This window comes from Pseudomonas sp. ChxA (genome assembly GCF_030263855.1).
In the GTDB taxonomy this organism is placed as follows: domain Bacteria; phylum Pseudomonadota; class Gammaproteobacteria; order Pseudomonadales; family Pseudomonadaceae; genus Aquipseudomonas; species Aquipseudomonas fluorescens_CB.
In genome coordinates this window covers 2,494,772-2,513,438 of sequence record NZ_JARPMK010000001.1, presented here as the reverse complement: position 1 = coordinate 2,513,438, position 18,667 = coordinate 2,494,772, and the positions used below count along the sequence as shown (strand labels likewise).

Annotated in this window: 16 protein-coding genes and 1 tRNA gene; 2 read left to right on the top strand and 15 right to left on the bottom strand. The window is 61.9% G+C overall.

What is annotated here, in order from left to right; all coding sequences use genetic code 11:
* Window positions 1–236 precede the first annotated feature (236 nt).
* Complete coding sequence (locus tag P5706_RS11335; RefSeq protein ID WP_285679293.1) at window positions 237–380, top strand: hypothetical protein; 144 nt, start codon at window positions 237–239, stop codon at window positions 378–380.
* Between the two features lie 307 nt (window positions 381–687).
* Here the strand turns inward: P5706_RS11335 and P5706_RS11330 are convergent, their stop codons facing one another.
* The 11 genes from P5706_RS11330 to P5706_RS11280 all read right to left on the bottom strand — a co-directional run bounded on the left by P5706_RS11330 (window position 688) and on the right by P5706_RS11280 (window position 14,609).
* Window positions 688–1,110, bottom strand: a complete 423-nt coding sequence (locus P5706_RS11330; protein ID WP_065911881.1) for a RidA family protein — start codon at window positions 1,108–1,110, stop codon at window positions 688–690.
* Window positions 1,111–1,121: 11 nt separating this feature from the next.
* On the bottom strand, window positions 1,122–2,705 hold the full coding sequence (locus P5706_RS11325; protein ID WP_285679292.1) for a flavin monoamine oxidase family protein: 1,584 nt from the start codon (window positions 2,703–2,705) through the stop codon (window positions 1,122–1,124).
* A gap of 10 nt (window positions 2,706–2,715) precedes the next feature.
* A complete protein-coding gene (locus tag P5706_RS11320; protein ID WP_200432865.1) occupies window positions 2,716–3,639 on the bottom strand; it encodes an ABC transporter substrate-binding protein in 924 nt (307 codons plus the stop codon).
* An 18-nt stretch (window positions 3,640–3,657) separates the two neighbouring features.
* The gene (locus P5706_RS11315; protein WP_138814716.1) at window positions 3,658–4,431 is read right to left on the bottom strand and encodes an amino acid ABC transporter ATP-binding protein; all 774 of its coding nucleotides are present in this window, start codon (window positions 4,429–4,431) and stop codon (window positions 3,658–3,660) included.
* The gene (locus P5706_RS11310; RefSeq protein WP_285679291.1) at window positions 4,424–5,389 is read right to left on the bottom strand and encodes an amino acid ABC transporter permease; all 966 of its coding nucleotides are present in this window, start codon (window positions 5,387–5,389) and stop codon (window positions 4,424–4,426) included. The genes P5706_RS11315 and P5706_RS11310 overlap by 8 nt, the downstream gene beginning before the upstream one ends.
* 25 nt (window positions 5,390–5,414) lie before the next feature.
* On the bottom strand, window positions 5,415–7,808 hold the full coding sequence (locus P5706_RS11305; RefSeq protein ID WP_285679290.1) for a TonB-dependent receptor plug domain-containing protein: 2,394 nt from the start codon (window positions 7,806–7,808) through the stop codon (window positions 5,415–5,417).
* 496 nt (window positions 7,809–8,304) lie between these two features.
* On the bottom strand, window positions 8,305–9,096 hold the full coding sequence (gene fecE / locus P5706_RS11300) for a Fe(3+) dicitrate ABC transporter ATP-binding protein FecE (RefSeq protein ID WP_285679289.1): 792 nt from the start codon (window positions 9,094–9,096) through the stop codon (window positions 8,305–8,307).
* Window positions 9,097–9,100: 4 nt separating this feature from the next.
* Window positions 9,101–10,069 carry a FecCD family ABC transporter permease gene (locus P5706_RS11295; protein WP_200432870.1) on the bottom strand — a complete coding sequence of 323 codons (969 nt, stop codon included), beginning with the start codon at window positions 10,067–10,069 and terminating at the stop codon, window positions 9,101–9,103.
* Window positions 10,066–11,055: an iron-dicitrate ABC transporter permease FecC gene (fecC, locus tag P5706_RS11290; RefSeq protein WP_285679287.1), complete on the bottom strand. Its 990-nt coding sequence runs from the start codon at window positions 11,053–11,055 to the stop codon at window positions 10,066–10,068. The genes P5706_RS11295 and fecC overlap by 4 nt, the downstream gene beginning before the upstream one ends.
* A gap of 2 nt (window positions 11,056–11,057) precedes the next feature.
* Window positions 11,058–11,972 carry a Fe(3+) dicitrate ABC transporter substrate-binding protein FecB gene (locus tag P5706_RS11285; protein WP_425540556.1) on the bottom strand — a complete coding sequence of 305 codons (915 nt, stop codon included), beginning with the start codon at window positions 11,970–11,972 and terminating at the stop codon, window positions 11,058–11,060.
* Window positions 11,973–12,203: 231 nt separating this feature from the next.
* Window positions 12,204–14,609, bottom strand: coding sequence for a TonB-dependent receptor (locus P5706_RS11280; protein WP_285679286.1), 2,406 nt, complete (start codon window positions 14,607–14,609; stop codon window positions 12,204–12,206).
* 167 nt (window positions 14,610–14,776) lie between these two features.
* Here P5706_RS11280 and P5706_RS11275 point away from each other — a divergent pair, with 167 nt between their 5' ends.
* Entirely contained in the window at window positions 14,777–15,394 is a 618-nt protein-coding gene (locus P5706_RS11275) for a CatB-related O-acetyltransferase (RefSeq protein WP_200432874.1), read from the top strand.
* Between the two features lie 80 nt (window positions 15,395–15,474).
* On the opposite strand, the gene P5706_RS11270 is transcribed toward P5706_RS11275, so the two are convergent.
* The 4 genes from P5706_RS11270 to pheT all read right to left on the bottom strand — a co-directional run bounded on the left by P5706_RS11270 (window position 15,475) and on the right by pheT (window position 18,663).
* A tRNA-Pro gene (locus tag P5706_RS11270) sits at window positions 15,475–15,551 on the bottom strand.
* 90 nt (window positions 15,552–15,641) lie between these two features.
* Window positions 15,642–15,998 (bottom strand): MerR family transcriptional regulator, encoded by a 357-nt coding sequence (locus P5706_RS11265; RefSeq protein ID WP_003174972.1) that lies wholly within the window; start codon window positions 15,996–15,998, stop codon window positions 15,642–15,644.
* The gene (gene ihfA / locus P5706_RS11260) at window positions 15,979–16,281 is read right to left on the bottom strand and encodes an integration host factor subunit alpha (RefSeq protein ID WP_002553164.1); all 303 of its coding nucleotides are present in this window, start codon (window positions 16,279–16,281) and stop codon (window positions 15,979–15,981) included. Before ihfA ends, P5706_RS11265 begins: the two co-directional genes overlap by 20 nt.
* A 3-nt stretch (window positions 16,282–16,284) precedes the next feature.
* A complete protein-coding gene (pheT, locus tag P5706_RS11255) occupies window positions 16,285–18,663 on the bottom strand; it encodes a phenylalanine--tRNA ligase subunit beta (protein WP_285679285.1) in 2,379 nt (792 codons plus the stop codon).
* Window positions 18,664–18,667 lie beyond the last annotated feature (4 nt).

Here is an 18,667-nt window from a genome sequence, read left to right as displayed (position 1 = left end):
TCTCAAAATACTAACAGCCGGCCAAAGGCAGCGGATCGGTTCAACGCTATCCGCCGCCTCAGGGTTTGCTACACCGGCTTGCCCATCAACGGGTCACTGATACTGTGCGCCGCCGTCTCCACCCTCCCCGCTACGCGACGCCCTTTGCCCTGTTGCTCCCAGACCTTGCGCCCGCCCGACAGCGGGAGGGTGAAGCGGTCGCTGAAACCGCGCACACCGGGCAAGGTGCCGAAGTAGTGGTCGAACTGGCGGCGGCCTTCACCAGGGTGCGGCGCGTGAGAGTTGGCATGGCACTGTTCGATCCCTGGGGAGCTTTAGATAAAAACGCTCAAGACAAGGAAGAGACTGCAAGCGACGAAAAAGTGATATCAGGTTACTGACAATCCGATGATCTGTTTACAGGCCTATCGCTGATTGTGGCAAGCAGCTTGCTGTGGCCTGTGGGCTATGGCTGTGGGCTTGTTGTGGTGAGCAGGCTTGTTGTGGCGAGCAGGCTTGCCCTGCGTTGGGCTGCGCAGCAGCCCCGTTAAAGACACTGGAGTTCTCCTGAAGGAACTCAGCGCCTGGTTTCAGGGCCGCTGCGCGCCCCAACGCAGGGCAAGCCTGCTCGCCACAACAAGCCCACTGGCCACAATAAGCCTGCTCTCCACAACATGCCTGTTCACCACAACAGCGTGCTCAATAGCGTCAGGCCGTTCTGGCCGCAATCGCCTCCACTTCCACCAACGCCCCCGGCAACGGCAATGCCACCACCTGCAACGCCGTGCGCGTGGGTTTGTTCGGCTGCTCGGGCGTGGCGAAGAACTGCGTGTAACCGCGCTGCAATCCGGCAAAGTCGAGCTTGCCGTCGGTCTCTTCGGCACCGACCAGAAACACGCGCAATTGCACGATGTCGCCCAGATCCAGGTCTTGCTGCTGGAGGATCTTGCGCAGTTTGTTGAACACCGACACCGTCTGCACTTCGGTATTGCCGTAAACCCCTGGCACGTTCGGGTCGACCAGGTCCGGCAAGGTGCCGCTGACGAAAATCAGGCTGGCCGAGGCCGGTACGGTGACGGTTTGTGAGATGGGAAAATCGCCGACGCTGGTGCGTTGAATGCTGTCGCTCATGGTGGTGCTCCTCAGGAGGCGGCGAGTGCCGCAATCTGTTGTTGTTGGGTAATGCGCTCGGCCAGTTGCGCGACCACATGCCGCGCCGAGTTGGCCGCCGATTCCTGCCAGATACCCACACCGCTTTGCACCAGGCCGTCGCCGGCGAAGTACACGCGGCCGTGGGCCTGCTCCAGCAAAGCACTGGCATCGGCCGGAAAGTGTTCGCGTTGCAGCCAGGGGCCTTCGCTGTAGGGGATCTGTTCCCAGGACACTGCCAGCGGGTGGCGCAGGTGTTTTGAATAACCCGGATGCAGCAGTTCCACGGCCTCCTTGGAGCTGGCGAACTGCGTGTCGAACGGCTTGGCGCCAAACACGTCGGCGCCCTCCCCGGTCACGTAGCCGGCCACCAGCAAACCGTCGCGGGTGTTGAGGTCGTTGCTGGGGTACCACAGCAGGCGCGCCGGGTGTTCGATCCACGACAGGCCGCCATAGGTGCGATAGTCGGTTTCCCAGAAGCGCGGCGATTGCCAGGCCACTTTGGTCGCCTGGTCGCTGCGGGTACTGAGCAACGCAGCTTTGACCGGGTCGCTGAAGTCGGTGTCGAGTTTGGCCAACAGCGGCAACGGCAAGGTCGAGACCAGGTAATCGGCACGCACCACTTGTTCGCGACCGCTGAACTGGTCGTGGTAAGTCACCGCCACGCCGTCTTCAAGCTGGCGGATCTGCCGCACCTGGGCGCCCAGTTGCACGTGGTCGCGCACGCGTTGGTAGAAGGCGTCGGTGATGCGGTCCATGCCGCCGACGGGTTGGAACATGGTGGCGGAAAATTCCGGGAATTCGGTGTGCAATAACGCGCCCCACAACTCCGGATGCAGCAGCCGGTCCAGCGCCAGCGGGCTGCGGCTGGCGGGCAAGGCGCCGGGGTGGGCAGGCGACTCCAGGTGACCGGAGCGCAAGCTGCCCTCAAAGGCCAGTTCCTGCGACAGATCGCCATACACCTGCAAAAACGCCAACAAGCGCGTGCGCTCTTCACTGCTCAATACATCATCGAGGGCATCGCGCTGCACGGCTTTGGCCAGCAAGCCGGACAGGTGCCCGCGGGTGTCATTGATCGCCTGGCCGACGGTAAACGCCGGCTGTTGCAGGTCGGGCCGCACCTGGGCGCCGTGGCTGCTGTTGACCAGCACTTCCAGTGGCACACCCAGTTCGCTGCAATAGTCGAGAATCGTGCGGTGCTGGCTCGGAATCCTGGCGGGGCCAGCGTTGAAATACTGGCCTTTATCGAACGCTACGGTTTGCGTACGGCCATCCTTGTAGTCCACGCGGTCACCATTGCGCAGGGTCCAGGTGCGCCCGCCCACGCGGTTGCGGGCCTCCAATACTTGCACGCTGAACCCGGCGCGGCTCAGTTCCAGCGCCGTCACCAAACCGGCAATCCCGGCGCCCAGCACCAGTACACGAGTGCCCTGCCCCAGACCAGGCTTGAGTTTCAGCGGCTGCGGGCGTCGATGTGACGACGGCCCCAACCCCAATACCGCCAATGCATCCTTGACGGCCTTTTCACCGCCTACAGCGGCGATGCTCGACAGCGCTTCACGGCGTGTCAGTCCCATGTCGATTCTCCTAGTCCGGCAGGCCCGGTGGGTTGATCAGCGACGTGTCGACGCGCTCGATGTCCAGGCCCCAGCGTTGCAGCACCTGTTCATATTGGCCGCCGGCAATCGCGCCTTGCAGGGCAGTGTGGATCGGCTGGATCAGGCCGTTGTCCTTGCGGGTGGTCACGGCAATATCCGCTTTCAACGGCCAGCCGCCGTTCACCGTGCCCACCAGTTTGATGCCACCGGTGACCGCCGCCGAATAGGCATACACCGAGTTGGGCCCGAACAGCGCATCGCTGCGACCCGATTGCACCGCCAGTTGCGCGGCGGCCTGGTCGTCGATGTATTGCAAGAGCGCAGGCTTGATACCGGCTTTTTCATTGGCCTCGTTCCACGCCAGCAGGACCTTTTCCTGGTTGGTGCCGGAGCCGACGATGATCTTCAGCCCGGCAATGTCGGCGGCCTGTTTGATCTCGGTGATTTTATTGGTGCTCTTGACGTAAAAACCGAGCACATCCTGGCGATAGGTGGCGAAGTCAAAACGCTTCTTGCGCGCCTCGGTCACGGTGACGTTGCTGATCACCGCGTCGTACTTGCCGGAGCTGACGCCCAGCGGCCAGTCCTCCCAACTGGTCTGCACCACATTGAGTTGCAGGCCTAAACTATCAGCGACAAGCTGCGCGGTATCGGCTTCGCTGCCGATGGTGGTCTTGTCGTCGTTGGCCAGCAGCGCCAGCGGCGGCCCGGCCACGCCGGACACGGCGACGGTGAATTTGCCGGGCTGGGCGAACTTGAAGCCCGGCGGGATCTGCGCGATCGCCGCTTCATTGCGCGGCACATGGATGCGCACGCGGTCGGGGCTGAAATCCACCTGTTGCACGGCAAAAGCCTGTTGCGCGGTACTCACGGCAAGCGTCAGCAAGGCCACGCGGGCAGTATTGATGAACATGGGCAGTCACTCCTTGAACTAAAGCACCTTGCCCAGAAAGGCCACGGTGCGGGGATGTCGGGGTTGGCGAAAAATCTGTTCGGGCGGGCCTTCTTCGATCAGTTGGCCGTCACACAGGAACACCACGTGGTCGGCCACTTCGCGGGCAAAACCGATTTCGTGGGTGACGATCACCAGGGTCACGCCCAGTTGGGTCAGGCCCTTGATCACGTCGAGCACTTCGCCCACCAGCTCCGGGTCGAGGGCTGAGGTGGGTTCATCGAACAGCAGCACTTTGGGGTCCAGCGCCAGGGCGCGGGCGATGGCCACGCGTTGTTGCTGGCCGCCGGAAAGCTGGCGTGGGTAGGCATCGACTTTGTCGGCCAGGCCGACCTTGGCCAGCAGCTCGGAGGCCTTGGCCTGCGCCTCGGACTTGCTCCAGCGCTTGTGGGCCAGCGGCGCCTCGGCGACGTTTTCCCAAGCGGTGAGGTGCGGGAACAGGTTGAAGTTCTGGAACACAAAACCCACGTCGATGCGGCGTTTGAGAATCTCGCGTTCTTTCAATTCGTAGAGCAGGTCACCCTTGCGCCGATAGCCGACGTATTCACCGTCGATGGTGATGTGCCCGCTGTCGATTTTTTCCAGGTGATTGATGGTGCGCAGCAAGGTGGATTTGCCCGAGCCGGACGGCCCGAGAATCACCGTGACTTTGCCTGGGTCGATGGTCAGGTCGATGTCTTTCAACACCTGCTGGTTGCCAAAGCGCTTGCCCACGCCCTGGATCTGAATGCGCCCGGCGCGTGCTTCAGCCATGGGTTTTCTCCTTGAGCCAGCCGCGCAGGCGTTGCAGTGGTGTGGGCGGCAAAACCCGCGCCGTACCGCGCGCAAAGTGGCGCTCGACGTAATACTGGGCGCTGGTCAGCACCGTGGTGATGATCAGGTACCACACGGTCGCCACCACCAGCAGCGGGATCACCGCCTGGGTGCGGTTGTAGATGACCTGCACGGTGTAGAACAGCTCCGGCAGAGCCAGCACGTAGACGATGGACGTGCCCTTGACCAGGCCGATGATTTCGTTGAACCCCGACGGCAAAATGGAGCGCAGTGCCTGGGGCAGGATGATGCGAAAAATCCGTCGTGAAGCCGGCAAACCGAGGGCCGCCGCCGCTTCATGCTGGCCGGCGTCCACGCCAATCAAACCGCCGCGAATGATCTCCGCCGCGTAGGCGGCCTGCATCAGGCTCAGGCCCAACACCGCCACGGTAAATTGGCTGAGCACATCCACGGTCGACCACTCGGCGAACACCACGCTGGTGAACGGTACGCCGAGCACGATGTGGTCATACAGGTAGGCAAAGTTGTAGAGGATGATCAGCACCAGCAGCGCCGGCATCGAGCGGAAAAACCAGATATAGCCCCAGGCCAACGCCGCCAGCAGTGGCGAGCCCGACAGCCGTGCCAGCGCCAATGCAGTGCCGAAGAGCATGCTGAACACGGTGCTGAGCAACGTCAGCAGCAGCGTCTGGCCGAGGCCGCGCAGCACCGAGGTAGAAAAGAACCACTGGCCGAACACGCCCCACTCCCAACGCGGGTTGGTGGCCAGTGAATGTACGATGGCGAGCAGCACCAGCGCGGCAAAGATCGACCCGGCCCAGCGCCACGGGTGGCGGGCGGGAACCACTTGCAAGGCATTGATCGGCGTTGCGACGCGGCGCTGGCGAACCGGGCTGACCTCGTCGATCAGGTCATAGGATTTAGCGACAATGGGCATGTTCTATTCCTCGCGGGTTGCGGCCTTAGAAGGCGTAAGTCAGCCGGGTGTAGTAGTACCCGCCGGTAAAACCGTAGGGCGAATAAGTGCCGTAGCTGGCGAGCATGGTGCTGCTCGGCACGCCTTGTTTCTTGGGGTAAAGGTCGAACAGGTTCTTGGCGCCGACGGCGATGTTGAGGGCTTTGGTAAGGTTGTAGCCAAGGTCGAGGTCGGTGATCCATTTGGCGCTGTAGACGCGGTCGAGGCTGCGGTCGGCAGAGACGTTGACCTCTTTGTAAGAACCGTAACGGGTCAGGGCCAGGTTGAGGTTGAAGCGGTCGATGCTCCAGTCGCCGCCGAGGATGAGCTTGGTCTTGGGCTGCACATCGGTGATCAGGCCACGGGCCTGGCGGTCCATCAGGTCATAGGGCGTGCCGAGGATGTCGGTGGAGGCCTTGTAGTTGAGGATCTTGGTCTGGTTCCAGTTGAATGCGGCGGTCCACTTCAAGGCGCCGAACTGGCCGAGGTCCTGGGTGTAGTTGCTGACCAGATCCACGCCCTTGGTGCGGGTGTCGGCGCCGTTGATAAAGTACTGGCCGCCAGAGGTGGAGTTGATGCCGTTGCTTTGCAGTACCTGGGTGACTTCGGGGCCAAGCAAGGTGCCGGTCAGGGTGATGCGGTCGCGCAGGTTGATCACGTAGGCGTCGGCGGTGAAGTTGAGGCGGTCGGTGGGCGTGAGGGTGAAACCCAGGCTGAAGTTGGTCGAGCGCTCGGGCTTCAACTCCTGGGCGCCGAGGGCCTTGGCCGCCGCCGAACCTACCGGCAATACGCCGTAGTTGATCGACTGATACACGCCGTCGACCACGCCATAGGTGGTGGAGCGCGCACTGAACAGGCTGTTGGCCAGGGACGGCGCGCGAAAGCCATTGCTGACGGTGGCACGCACGGCAAATTGCGGGGTGAAATCGTAGCGCGTGGTCAGCTTGCCGCTGCGGGTGGCGCCGACGCCTTCGTTGTAATGCTCGTAGCGAAAGGCGGTGCCGATGTACCAGTCCGGCAGCGGGTTGAAGCCCACATCGACATAACTGGCGAGGCTGTTGCGCGAGGCGCTGCTTTCTTCATCCGGCGAAATGCCGTTGGTGACTTGCGCCCCGGATGACGCGCAGTTGCCCGGCGCCACGCAGTAGCCGCCATTGGCATAGGACGCGTAGTCACCGGCCTGCACCTCATAGGTGTCGCGCCGATGTTCGAAGCCGTAGGACAGGTCCAAGGGTTTTTGCAGGCCCACATCAAAGCCACGCTTGAAGTCGAGGTTGGTGGTCAGCTCGGTGGAGATCCAGGTGCCGGAGGTGAAGCTGTTGGGCGTGTACTCGCCCAGCGACGGGTTCTGGTTATGGGTGGTGCCCTGCTCCGCCTCGTTGCGCCCGTAGGTGGTGGACAAGTCCCAGTCCCACGCGCCGACGGTGCCTTTGCCGCCGAACGCGGCCTGAAAATCGTCTTCGTCGATGTACCAGGTCGGCGTGTAACCAGCCGGGTAGCCATTCGGCCCGGTGGTGATGGTGTTGGTGATGGTCGGCAGGCGGTAGTTCTGCCCCTGCTCAGCCTTGCGTCGCGAATAAGTGGTGAAGGAATACAGGCTCAGGCTGTCATCAATCGGCAGTTCGGCGTTGTAGCCCAGGGTCAGCAGGTTGGTCTTGGGCGTGCCGTAACCGCCGTAGGTCGATCTGCCGGCCTGGTTGTAGGCTTGCTCATAGGTGTAGCCGTTGGCGCTGGCTTTGTTGTCGTCATTCTGGCTGCGGGCATCCAGGGCCAATTGCACGACGCCGCCGTTGCCGATTTCAAAACCCTTATTGAGGCTTTGTTGCACGGTTTGCTTCTTGCCGTCGTAGCCCTGGCCGACGTTAGTGACGGCGGTGCCACTGGTATCAGCCTTGAGGATCACATTGATGACCCCGGCGATGGCATCCGAGCCGTACTGGGCGGCGGCGCCGTCGCGCAGCACTTCCACATGATCGATGGCGCTGATGGGGATCAAATCCAGGTCAGCCGGCGCCGCACCGGTGTTGATGCCATTGATGTTCAGCGTGGCGCTGGTGTGGCGCCGTTTGCCGTTGACCAGCACCAGCACTTCGGCAGCACTCAAGCCGCGCAGGTTGGGCGCACGGGCGATGCCGCTGGCGTCCCAGCCGGTTTTTTCCGGCAGGGTCAGCGACGGGATCACCGCGCTCAAGGCTTCCATCAAGCCTGGCTTGCCGGTGCTTTGCAGTTGCTTGGCGCTGACCACATCGATCGGCACCGGGCTGCTGGTGACGGTGCGCTGCTCGGCGCCACGGTTACCGGTGACCACCACGGTGGACAAGGTGCTGTCGTCCTGGGCGGATGCAGTGCCGGCCAACAGGGCCAGCGTGAGTGCGGCGGTGGGGGGTAAAACTTGCTTCATGGCCACTCCAGACGTTCCGAATCGCAAAGTCGGGCAATCGCGCGGGCGGGCGCGGTGCTCGTTTTTCAGGGTGTAACTGCGATGGGAAACTAGGTGTGGAGCGAGCGAGGGGTTTGAATCGGCAACATACGTTGAACTCCCTTCCAACGATTCTGCCGCGGGGTCTTTACCCGGTTATGGCGCGCAGAATCTGAATCACGCTGGGTACCATCCGAGGTCAGGGGTAGGCTGTTGCGATCAAAAATAACGGAATGGATTTTAAAAATATAATGCTATTTGGGTATAAGCTAATATTCTATACTTTCATTATTAATGAATAACTTTATTCATTTAAATAATGTTTTCCTGCTGATCGTTCCCACGCTCCGCGTGGGAATGCCTCATGGGACGCTCCGCGTTCCGCCCTGCAACCGGCAAGCTTGTGACGCGGAGCGTCACGGGCTGCATTCCCACGCGGAGCGTGGGTACGAGCATTGGTGCGTGGGAAGGGGCAGGGTCAGGCGTGGGTGCGGGTGCTTTTTTCCACCAGGCACATTGGCGTGCCGGAAACCGGCTCCTGCATGATCTGCACCTGCACGTCGAACACCTGGCGCATCAGCTCGGCGCTGATCACTTGGGCGGGCGTGCCGTCAGCCACCAGCTTGCCGGCGTGCATCACCGCCAAGTGATCGGCGTAGCGGCAGGCCTGGTTGATATCGTGCAGTACGGTGATCACGGTTTTGCCCTCGGCGGCCAGTTCGCCCATCAGGTCGAGCAGTTCGACCTGATGGCTGATATCGAGGTAAGTGGTGGGTTCGTCGAGCAGCACCACTGGCGCGTTTTGCGCCAGCACCATGGCCAGCCAGGCACGCTGGCGCTGGCCGCCGGACAAATCCGCCAACGCGCGATCACCCAGGCTATCCAGCTCCAGGCGCTGCATGGCCTGGGTCACCTGGGCCTGATCATTGCCACTCAAGCGCCCCCACAATGAGTTATGCGGGCTGCGACCGTAGGCGACCAACTGGCGCACGCTGACGCCTTCCGGCACCGGCAATACCTGCGGTAAAAATGCGATCTGTCGCGCCAATTGGCGAGCGGACAAGCTGGCGTAAGCGTGCCCATCCAAGGTCAACTCGCCCTGGGTGGGTTTGAGGATGCGCGCAAACGCCTTGAGCAAGGTGGACTTGCCACAGCCGTTGGGGCCGATCAGCGCGGTGATGCGACCTGTCGGCGGCGCGAACGAAAGGCCCTGCACGATACGCGTGGCGCCGTAGCCGATATCGAGTTGGTGTGCCTGCAAAATACTCATGTCATCAACCCTTGAACCGTGCCAGCAACCAAAGAAAATACGGCGCACCGATCACCGCCGTAAGCACGCCCGCCGGGATTTCGCTGGGCGCGATCAACGTGCGTCCGAGGGTGTCGGCCAGCACCAGCAGCAACGCACCGATCAGCATCGCAGCCGGCAGCAGGTACTGGTGATGCCCACCCACCAGGCGCCGTGCCATGTGCGGTGCGACCAGGCCAATAAAACCAATCGGCCCGATCACGCCGACACCCAGGCTGGTGAGCAGCACCGCACAGGCCATCGCCCACCAGCGGGTGCGGCCAAGCGCAGTGCCCAGGCTGTGGGCGGCCTCATCGCCCAGCGCGATCAGGTTCAGGGGCTTGGCCAGGCACAGGCCCAGCGGGATCAACAGCAGGAACGGCAGCACCAGCGCCACATGGTGCCAATTGCGGCTCCACAAACTGCCCGTCAGCGCGAGCAATGCCGTGTTGATGTCCAATGGATGGGACAGGATCAAAAACTCAGTGACGCTGGACAAGGTCACCGCAATCGCCACCCCCGACAGCGCAAAACGCACCCCGGAAAAACTCACGCCGGTGTTGTACAGCGCCAGCAGCAAGGCCCCACCGGCACCGCCCAGGCAGGCCACCAGTGGCAGCCAGGCAATCGGCAGGTGCGGCCAACTGATGATCGCCACGGTCAGCGCCAGCCCGGCGCCCTGGGTCACACCGAGAATTTCCGGCGAGGCCAGCGGGTTGCGGATCACGCCCTGCACAATCGCACCGGCCAAGCCGAAGGCGCAGCCGGCCAGGATGGCGATCAGGCTGCGTGGCAGGCGGTGGTTCCACACTTCAAAATCGAGGGCGTCATGGGCCAGCAGGCGCTCCAGCACGGTGGCCGGTTTGAGCCACACCGTGCCGGCGCTGAGGCTCGCCAGCAGGGCCACCAGCAGCAAGCCCAGCAGCAGCCATAAACGTAAGCGTGGCCGAATCATAGGGTGCGCCTGGCAAGAAACAGGAAGAACGGTGCGCCGATCAAAGCAGTGACCACGCCCGCCGGGGTTTCCACCGGAAAGGCCACCGCGCGACTGAGTAAGTCGGCGCCGAGCACGATCACCGCGCCCAATGCCGCGCTGAGCGGGATCAGCCAGCGGTAGTCGTTACCGAGAAACTGGCGAATGATATTGGGCGCGATCAGCCCGACAAAGCCAATGGGGCCGACCGCGCACACGCTGGCGCCCACCAGCAGCAAGCTGGCGACAAACACCTGCAAGCGCAGGCTGGCAATACCGACGCCCAACGAGCGCGCGGCGTCTTCGCCGAGGTTGATCAGGTTCAGGCGCGGCGCGCACCACAGCGCCCACACGCCGCCGATCAGCGTGCATGGCCAGAGCAGTTGCACTTGGGCCGCACCGACATTGGCCAGTGACCCGGCCAGCCAGTTCAGCACGCTGTGGGCCTGGGCCTCGACCAGAATCACCGTGAGCCGGGTCAAGGCCGCGCACAGCGCTGCAACCGCCACACCGGCCAATACCAGCCGACCTTGCGCGGTGTTCGGCGACCACGCGCCGCCCAGGCTGAACACCGTGACCCAGGCCAGCGCGCCGCCCAGGCAGGTCATCAACAGGGCGCCACCGGCAAAAGGCGGCGCGACCAACCCGGTGGAAAACAAGGCCAATCCCAATGCCGCGCCGGCCGTCACGCCGAACAACGACGGCGATGCCAAGCGGTTGCGGGTGATGCCTTGCATCAGTGCACCGGCCAGCCCCAGGCAGGCACCGACCAACGCCGCGCACAGCGCTCGGGGCACGCGCAGTTGCGCCACGATGTAGGCCATATTGCCGCCCACGCTGCCCTGGCGAACCAGGCCGTTCCAGGCATCCGTCGCAGTGATGGTGAAGGGCGACCAGCTGTACAGTGAGTACCAGAACAACACGGCACCCAGCAGCACAATGCCTGCCGCCGCGAAGCTGCGTTGCATGGTTATTGGCTCAATACGGCTTTGCCGCCCTTGAGAATCGCCAAGGTGTCTTCAGCGATTTGCTCCGACGCCAATACACCTCGGTTGCGCGCCCAACTGTCGCCATCGACTTCAGCCACTTGATGATTGCGCACCGCGCCGAGCACTTGCCACAACGGCTGCTTGCTCCAGGTGTCGACGATACTTGGGCGGCGATAGTGACCGACCAGCAACCAGCCGGGGTCAAGCGCGAGCAATTGTTCCAGGCTGACAAACTCAGTCGGCGCAGCCTTGGCGCGTACCGACGGCACTTTCAGGCCGATGGCTTGCAGCACACTGCCGGCGTAGGAGTCAGGCCCGTGCACAGAAAAACTGTCTTCACGCGCGACGCCGAACAACACGCTGGCACCCGCCGGAATCTGCTTGGCGATGGCCTGCAAGTGTTCACGGTTCTGGGCAATGCGCGCGTGCATCTGCGCGCTTTTGCCCAGGGCCGTGCCGATCAGTTCGGCGGATTTGAGGCTGCCTTCGTAATCTTCCCCACGTGATGGCAACAACAAGGTCGGCGCGATGCTCGCCAAGTCGCTATACAAGGCCTGGTGACGATTGAGGTCGGCAACGATCAAGTCCGGCTTGAGCCGCGCGATTTCTTCGATGCTCGGTTGCGAACGCAGGCCCACCGACTTCCATTGGCCGATGGCCTGGCGCACACGCGGCAAGACGCGGTTGGCATCGCCATCGTCTGCAGCGCCCACCGGCGTGACGTCAACGGCGGCGAGGCTGTCGAGAAAGGAAAACTCCAGCACCACCACGCGCTTGGGCGCATCCGGCAGGTGCACCGCGTGCTGGCCGTCATTAAGGTCGATGGGCGCGGCGTTCAATACGCTGCAAGACAACGCCAGGAGGCAGGCGGCAAGGGTCGGGATGGAGCGCAGCATTCGCATGACAAAGACCTCGGCGTTAAAACACCCCAACTGGACGGGCTGGGGAAAACGGCGGGTACTATTCCATATCGGGGCGATGCAATCAAAAAACATTCTTATTAACGCGGCGAGTCTGCGGTGTAGTCGGGGCTATGTGGGAGCAGGCCTGATTGGAGCTGGCTTGTGTGGAGCTGGCTTGTGTGGAGCCAGCTCCCACATTAGTCTTCCCCCGGATGATCGTTGCGTTTAGAAATCCACCGTGGCCGACAGCAAATAGGTGCGCGGCGTTGACAGGGTCAGGCCCGGCTCGCTGTCATCCGAAGCACCGGCCGAACTCCAGTAGCGTTTATCGGCGACGTTCTCGACATTCGCGCGCAAGGTGATGTGCTTGTCGTCGACCTTGAAGGCATAACGCGCGCCGACGTCGAGGCGGGTCCAGGCGTCGATTTCCTTGACGTTGGACTGGTCCAGGTACTGCGAGCTGGAATAGATACCACGGCTGGTCAGGGTCAGGCCTTCCACCGTCGGCACATCCCATTCGGCACCCAGGTTGACGTTGTACTTGGGGGTGGCCGGGGCGCGGTTGCCGTCGAAAGTACCGTTGGTGGTGTGGGTCAGTTCGCTGTCGATAAACATCACGCCACCCAGCAGACGCACACCCTTGAGCGGCTCGCCGAACACGCTCAGTTCCACGCCGTCGTTCTGGCGTTTGCCGTTGGGGCCGAACACCCGCGTAGTGGCGTTGGTTTCGTAGGCCGGCTGCTTGATACGGAACACCGCAGCCGTCACGGCAAACGCGCCGGCGTCGTATTTGGCGCCTACTTCAACCTGGCGGCTGACAAAGGGCGGGAAGATTTCATCTTCGTTGATCGAGGTCGACGGTGCGATTTTGCCCTGGCTCAAGCCTTCCATGTAGTTGGCGTACAGCGACAGTTTGTCGGTGGCTTTAAACAGGATGCCGCCGGATGGCGAGACCTTTTCCTCGTCATAGGCCGTAGCGCCTTTGACGTTGTCGGTCCAGTCATCGACCTTGACCCGCTGCCAGCGCGCGCCGAGGGTCAGCAACAAACGCTCATCGAAAAAGCCCAGGGTATCGGACAGCGCCACGCCACTGAAGCGGTTCTCGGTGTAGACCTTGGAATCCAGGCGTGTTGGCCGTGACGGGGTTGGGGTTGCTACCGGGTTGTACAGGTTGCTTGGCGCCGCCGCGTACCGGGCGCCGCCGTTTTCAAAGTCCATGTAGAAGTAGCTGGCTGCCAGGTTGATCTCATGGCTGACCGGTCCGGTATGCAACCAACTGCGCACCCCGGCGGTGGCGGTGCGCACGTTTTCATCGCGGGTGAAATCCCGTGGCAATACGCTGAAATCCCCGGCGTTGTTGGTGACGGACACCGCGTGACGCAAGAAGTCGTGATTGCTTTTACGCGCGCCCACGCCGCCATACAGCATCACGCTGTCACTGAGGTCGAACTCGCCGTTAACCGTGCCGAAAGTGTCATCGGTGCGGGCTTTGCTCCAGGGCTGTGCGTAATTGTGGCGCACGTCGTTGGCGCTCGGCACCCGGGCATTGGCGCCGACTTGTACACGTTCTTGCGGCGCATCGGTGTCGCGCTCGGTGTGGCCGACATCCGTGGAAAGGCGCAGGCGCTCGCCGCGAAAATCCAGACCCAATACGGCCATTTCACGGTCGACGCTCTGGTGATCCCACTCGGTATCGCCGGACTGCTTCACGCCGTTGAAACGAATACCGAATTTGTTGTCCTCACCAAAACGCCGCCCCACATCCACCGCGCCACCGGCCTGGCTGCCGGAGGCCCAGGTGCCGGTCAGCGAGGTGATGTCCTTGTCGGTGGCCCGTTTGGGCACCACGTTGATCCCGCCGCCCACGCTGCCGCGCGGCGAGATGCCGTTGATCAACTGGCTCGGGCCTTTGAGGATGTCGACGCGCTCGGCCATTTCCATGTCGATGGTGTACGTCGGCAACACGCCGTACAAGCCGTTGTAGGCCACATCACTGTTGAACAGGCTGAACCCGCGAATGGTGAACTGCTCATAACGCCCGCCTGCCGGGTTGGTGGCGCGCACCGACGGGTCGCTGGCGACCAGGTCGCCGAGGGTACGCGCCTGCTGGTTCTTCACCGCCTCGGCGGTGTAGGTGGTCATGCTGAACGGGGTTTCCATAAAGTCCCGCGAGCCGAGCAGGCCTTGCGAGCCTCGCCGCGCCACCTGGCCACCGGCGTAGGTATCGCCATCGGCCAACCCAGTAGTGCCGACGATGGACGTGGGTGCCAATTGCAGGCTGCCACTTTGCGGCACCGGCATCAGCCTGTAGGCCTGCGCGCCCATCGGTTGCAATTGCAGGCCCGAGCCCGTCAGCAACTGGGCAAAGCCCTCCTCCACGCCGTATTCACCCGACAAACCAACGCTGCTGCGACCGCTGACCAGCGCCGGGTCCACCGACAGGTTGACCCCGGCGAGCCCGGCGAAGCGGGTCAATGCGGCGCTCAGGCTACCGGCCGGCACCTGGTAACTGCGGCGAGTGGCGCTGTCTTCGGCATAGCCGAGCGGGACAAATAACGGGCTGGCACTGAGGCTCAGCATCAGGCTCAGGTTCAGCAACGGGCGCAAGCGCATGGGTCGGACTGCGGGCATGGGGAGAAGCTCTCGATTTTGTTCACTTGCCTGGAATGACAGGCGAGGCGCAAAAAAGGGACAGCCGTTGGCGATTTTTTTCAGAAGATAAAGCCTTCGTCTTGCATAGAGGGCACCCATTGCTCACGATGTCGCCTGATTTTACTCTCTGCAAGAAGGCTTACCGCATGAAGCTATTGCGTAAATGGCGCGAAAAAAAAGCGCGCAAGGCACTACGCGCGCTCTCCCCGCTGGAGCGCTCTACGCAAAAACTGCGCAACCGCTATCCAAACTACAGCTTTGGCATCGGCACCTACGGCGATTTGAAGGTGCACGACTGGCATGAAGGCACGACCCTGCGTGTCGGCGCCTACACCTCGATTGCCGGCAATGTGGAAGTGTATTTGGGCGGCCATCATCGCACCGACTGGCTCAGTTGCTACCCCTTCCCCGCCAAGATGAAAAGCCTCGCGCACATTACCGACTTTGGTGGCAGCAAAGGCGACGTGATCATTGGCAATGATTGCTGGATCAGCTCCCACGCGAAAATTCTGTCCGGCGTGACGATCGGCAATGGCGCAGTCGTGGCGGCAGGCGCGATTGTGACCAAGGATGTGGCGCCTTACGCCATTGTGGGCGGCAACCCGGCCAAACATATCCGCTGGCGTTTTGATGAGCCGACTCGGCTGATCCTAGAGCAATCCGCATGGTGGGACTGGCCGGAGGCGGAGGTGCGTGAGGTGGCGCATTTGCTCTGCAGTACGGATATCGGGCCGTTTGTAGAGTACCTCAATCAGCGAGCGTGATTGGCGGCTTGAAGCAGTTCACCTAAAAGCAGCACGCATGAAAAAGCCCAATCTTTTCAGATTGGGCTTGATCGAAAATATGGTCGGGACGGAGTGATTCGAACACTCGACCCCTAGCACCCCATGCTAGTGCGCTACCGGACTGCGCTACGCCCCGACTAGGCGTGTTACTGGGTTTGCTTCGTAACGAAGCGATCCGGAATATACCGCAAGCTTTTGAAATGTGGAAGTATTTTAAAAGCTTGTATCACTTCTTCAACACCACCAGCACATCTTCGAGTTCGGAGATCATCTGGCGGATCAGTTGTTTGTATTGGGTGGTGTCGTCTTTGGCTTCATCACCGGACATACGCTGGCGCGCGCCGCTGATGGTGAACCCCTGGTCGTACAGCAACGCACGGATCTGTCGGATCATCAGCACATCCTGGCGCTGATAATACCGACGGTTCCCGGTGCGTTTGACGGGGTTGAGTTGAGGAAACTCCTGCTCCCAATAGCGCAGCACGTGCGGTTTTACCGCACAGAGCTCGCTGACTTCACCAATGGTGAAGTAGCGTTTGCCTGGGATGACGGGTAGTTCGTCGTTATGACTTGGTTCCAGCATAAGCCTCAACTCGGGCCTTCAACTTCTGCCCTGGACGAAAGGTGACCACACGGCGAGCCGTGATCGGGATTTCTTCTCCCGTTTTTGGATTGCGGCCAGGCCGCTGGCGTTTGTCCCGCAGGTCAAAATTGCCGAAACCGGACAATTTGACCTGTTCGTTGTCTTCCAGAGCGTGCCGAATTTCTTCAAAGAACAGCTCGACCAATTCCTTGGCTTCGCGTTTGTTCAGACCCAACTCTTCGTACAGACGTTCCGCCATCTCAGCTTTCGTCAAAGCCCCCATACGTCACTTCCTTAACGTGGCGTTCAACCTTTGTTCGAGCGAGGTGAGGATATTTTGTGTCGTGGTATTCACCTCATCGTCATTAAGAGTGCGCGATGGATGCTGCCAGGTCAAGCCAACTGCAAGGCTTTTTCTATGCGGATCAATGCCTTTACCCTGATAGACGTCAAATAGCCTGAGGTCCGTCAGCCATTCCCCTGCATTTTCACGGATTACGTCCAGAACGGCAGTGGCGGCCACTTCACGGTCAGCGATCAGCGCGAGGTCACGACGCACTTCAGGGAAGCGCGACAACTCGCTGAATTTAGGCATCTTACCCGACGCAACTTCAGCCAGGACCAGCTCAAAAACGAATACCGGACGGTCCAGACCCAAGGTTTTCGACAGCTCAGGGTGGATGGCACCGACGAAGCCCACCAAACGCCCTTCGCGCTCGATACGTGCAGTCTGGCCCGGGTGCAATGCCGGGTGGCTACCAGGCACAAACGTGAAGTCATCCAGTGCGCCAGCAAAGCCCAATACCGCTTCCACATCGGCTTTAACGTCGAAGAAGTCTACGGTATCGCGGCCTTGTGCCCAGCCTTCAGGCAGGCGGCTACCGCACACCACACCGGCCAGCATCGGCTCTTGCTTGAGGCCGTCGAGTTGGCCGACAAAACGCAGGCCGCTTTCGAACATGCGCACGCGGTCTTGCTGACGGTTCAGGTTATGGGACAGCGCCTTGACCAGACCCGGCCACAGCGACGAACGCATGGCAGCCATGTCATTGGAGATCGGGTTGGCCAGCAGCAACGGCTCAACACCTGGGTTGAACAGCTCAAACTGCTTTGGATCGATGAAGCTGTAGGTCACTGCTTCCTGGTAGCCACGGGCAACCAGCAGACGACGCAGCTCTGGCAGGTGCGCACGCGCTTCGGCCTTGGGTTGCGGTGCCAGACGCGCTTGCGGATAACGAACCGGCAGGCGGTTGTAGCCGTACAGGCGGGCCAGCTCTTCGATCAGGTCAACTTCCAGGCTGATGTCGAAACGATGGCTTGGCACTTCAACGTGCCACTGCCCTTCCCCACCGGCAGAAATACCCAGGCCGAGTGCGGACAGCAGTTGCTCGATTTGCGCAGGTTCAATTACCAGGCCAAGCATTTGCTCGACGCTTTTGGCGCGCAAGGTGATCGGTGCAATCGACGGCAGGAACTGCTCGTTGACGGCTTCGGTGATCGGGCCGGCTTCGCCGCCGGTGATATCCAGCAGCAGGCCAGTGGCGCGCTCCATGGCTTCACGGGCCAGCTTCCAGTCCACACCGCGCTCGTAGCGGTGCGAGGCATCGGTGTGCAGGCCGTAGGAACGGGCCTTGCCAGCGATGGCGATCTGGTCGAAGAATGCGCTCTCAAGGAAAATATCGCGGGTGGTTTCGGACACGCCGCTGTGCTCGCCACCCATCACGCCGGCAATCGCCAGGGCGCGGGAATGGTCGGCAATTACCAGGGTGTCGGCGCGCAGGCTGACTTCCTGGCCGTCGAGCAATACCAGTTTCTCGCCTTCTTCGGCCATGCGCACGCGGATGCCGCCATTGATTTCGGCGAGATCGAAGGCGTGCAGCGGTTGGCCCAGCTCCAGCATCACGTAGTTGGTGATGTCCACGGCAGCATCGATGCTGCGTACGTCGGCGCGACGCAGGCGTTCAACCATCCACAACGGGGTTGGCTTGGACAGGTCGACGTTACGGATCACACGCCCCAGGTAACGTGGGCAGGCGTTTGGCGCCAGTACGTCGACAGGGCGCACTTCGTCGTGGACTGCAGCGACTGCGGCCACCACAGGGCGGGTGACCGGGGCGTTGTACAGCGCGCCCACTTCACGGGCCAGACCGGCGAGGGACAGGCAGTCACCGCGGTTCGGGGTCAGGTCGACCTCGATGCTGGCATCTTCCAGTTCCAGGTAGGCACGGATGTCCTGGCCCACTGGCGCATCGGCCGGCAGTTCCATCAGGCCGTCATTGCCTTCGCCGACTTGCAGCTCGGCCTGGGAGCACAGCATGCCGTTGGACTCAACGCCACGCAGCTTGGCTTTCTTGATCTTGAAGTCGCCCGGCAGTTCGGCGCCGATCATGGCGAACGGAATCTTCAGGCCCGGGCGCACGTTTGGCGCTCCGCACACGACCTGGAAGGTTTCCACGCCATTGCTGACCTGGCACACGCGCAGCTTGTCGGCATCGGGGTGCTGCTCGGTGCTCAGCACCTCGCCCACCACCACGCCGCTGAAAACACCGGCGGCCGGCGTTACGCTATCGACCTCAAGGCCGGCCATCGACAGACGAGCAACCAGCTCGTCGCGATCTACCTGCGGGCTTACCCAGCCACGCAGCCATTGTTCACTGAATTTCATCCTG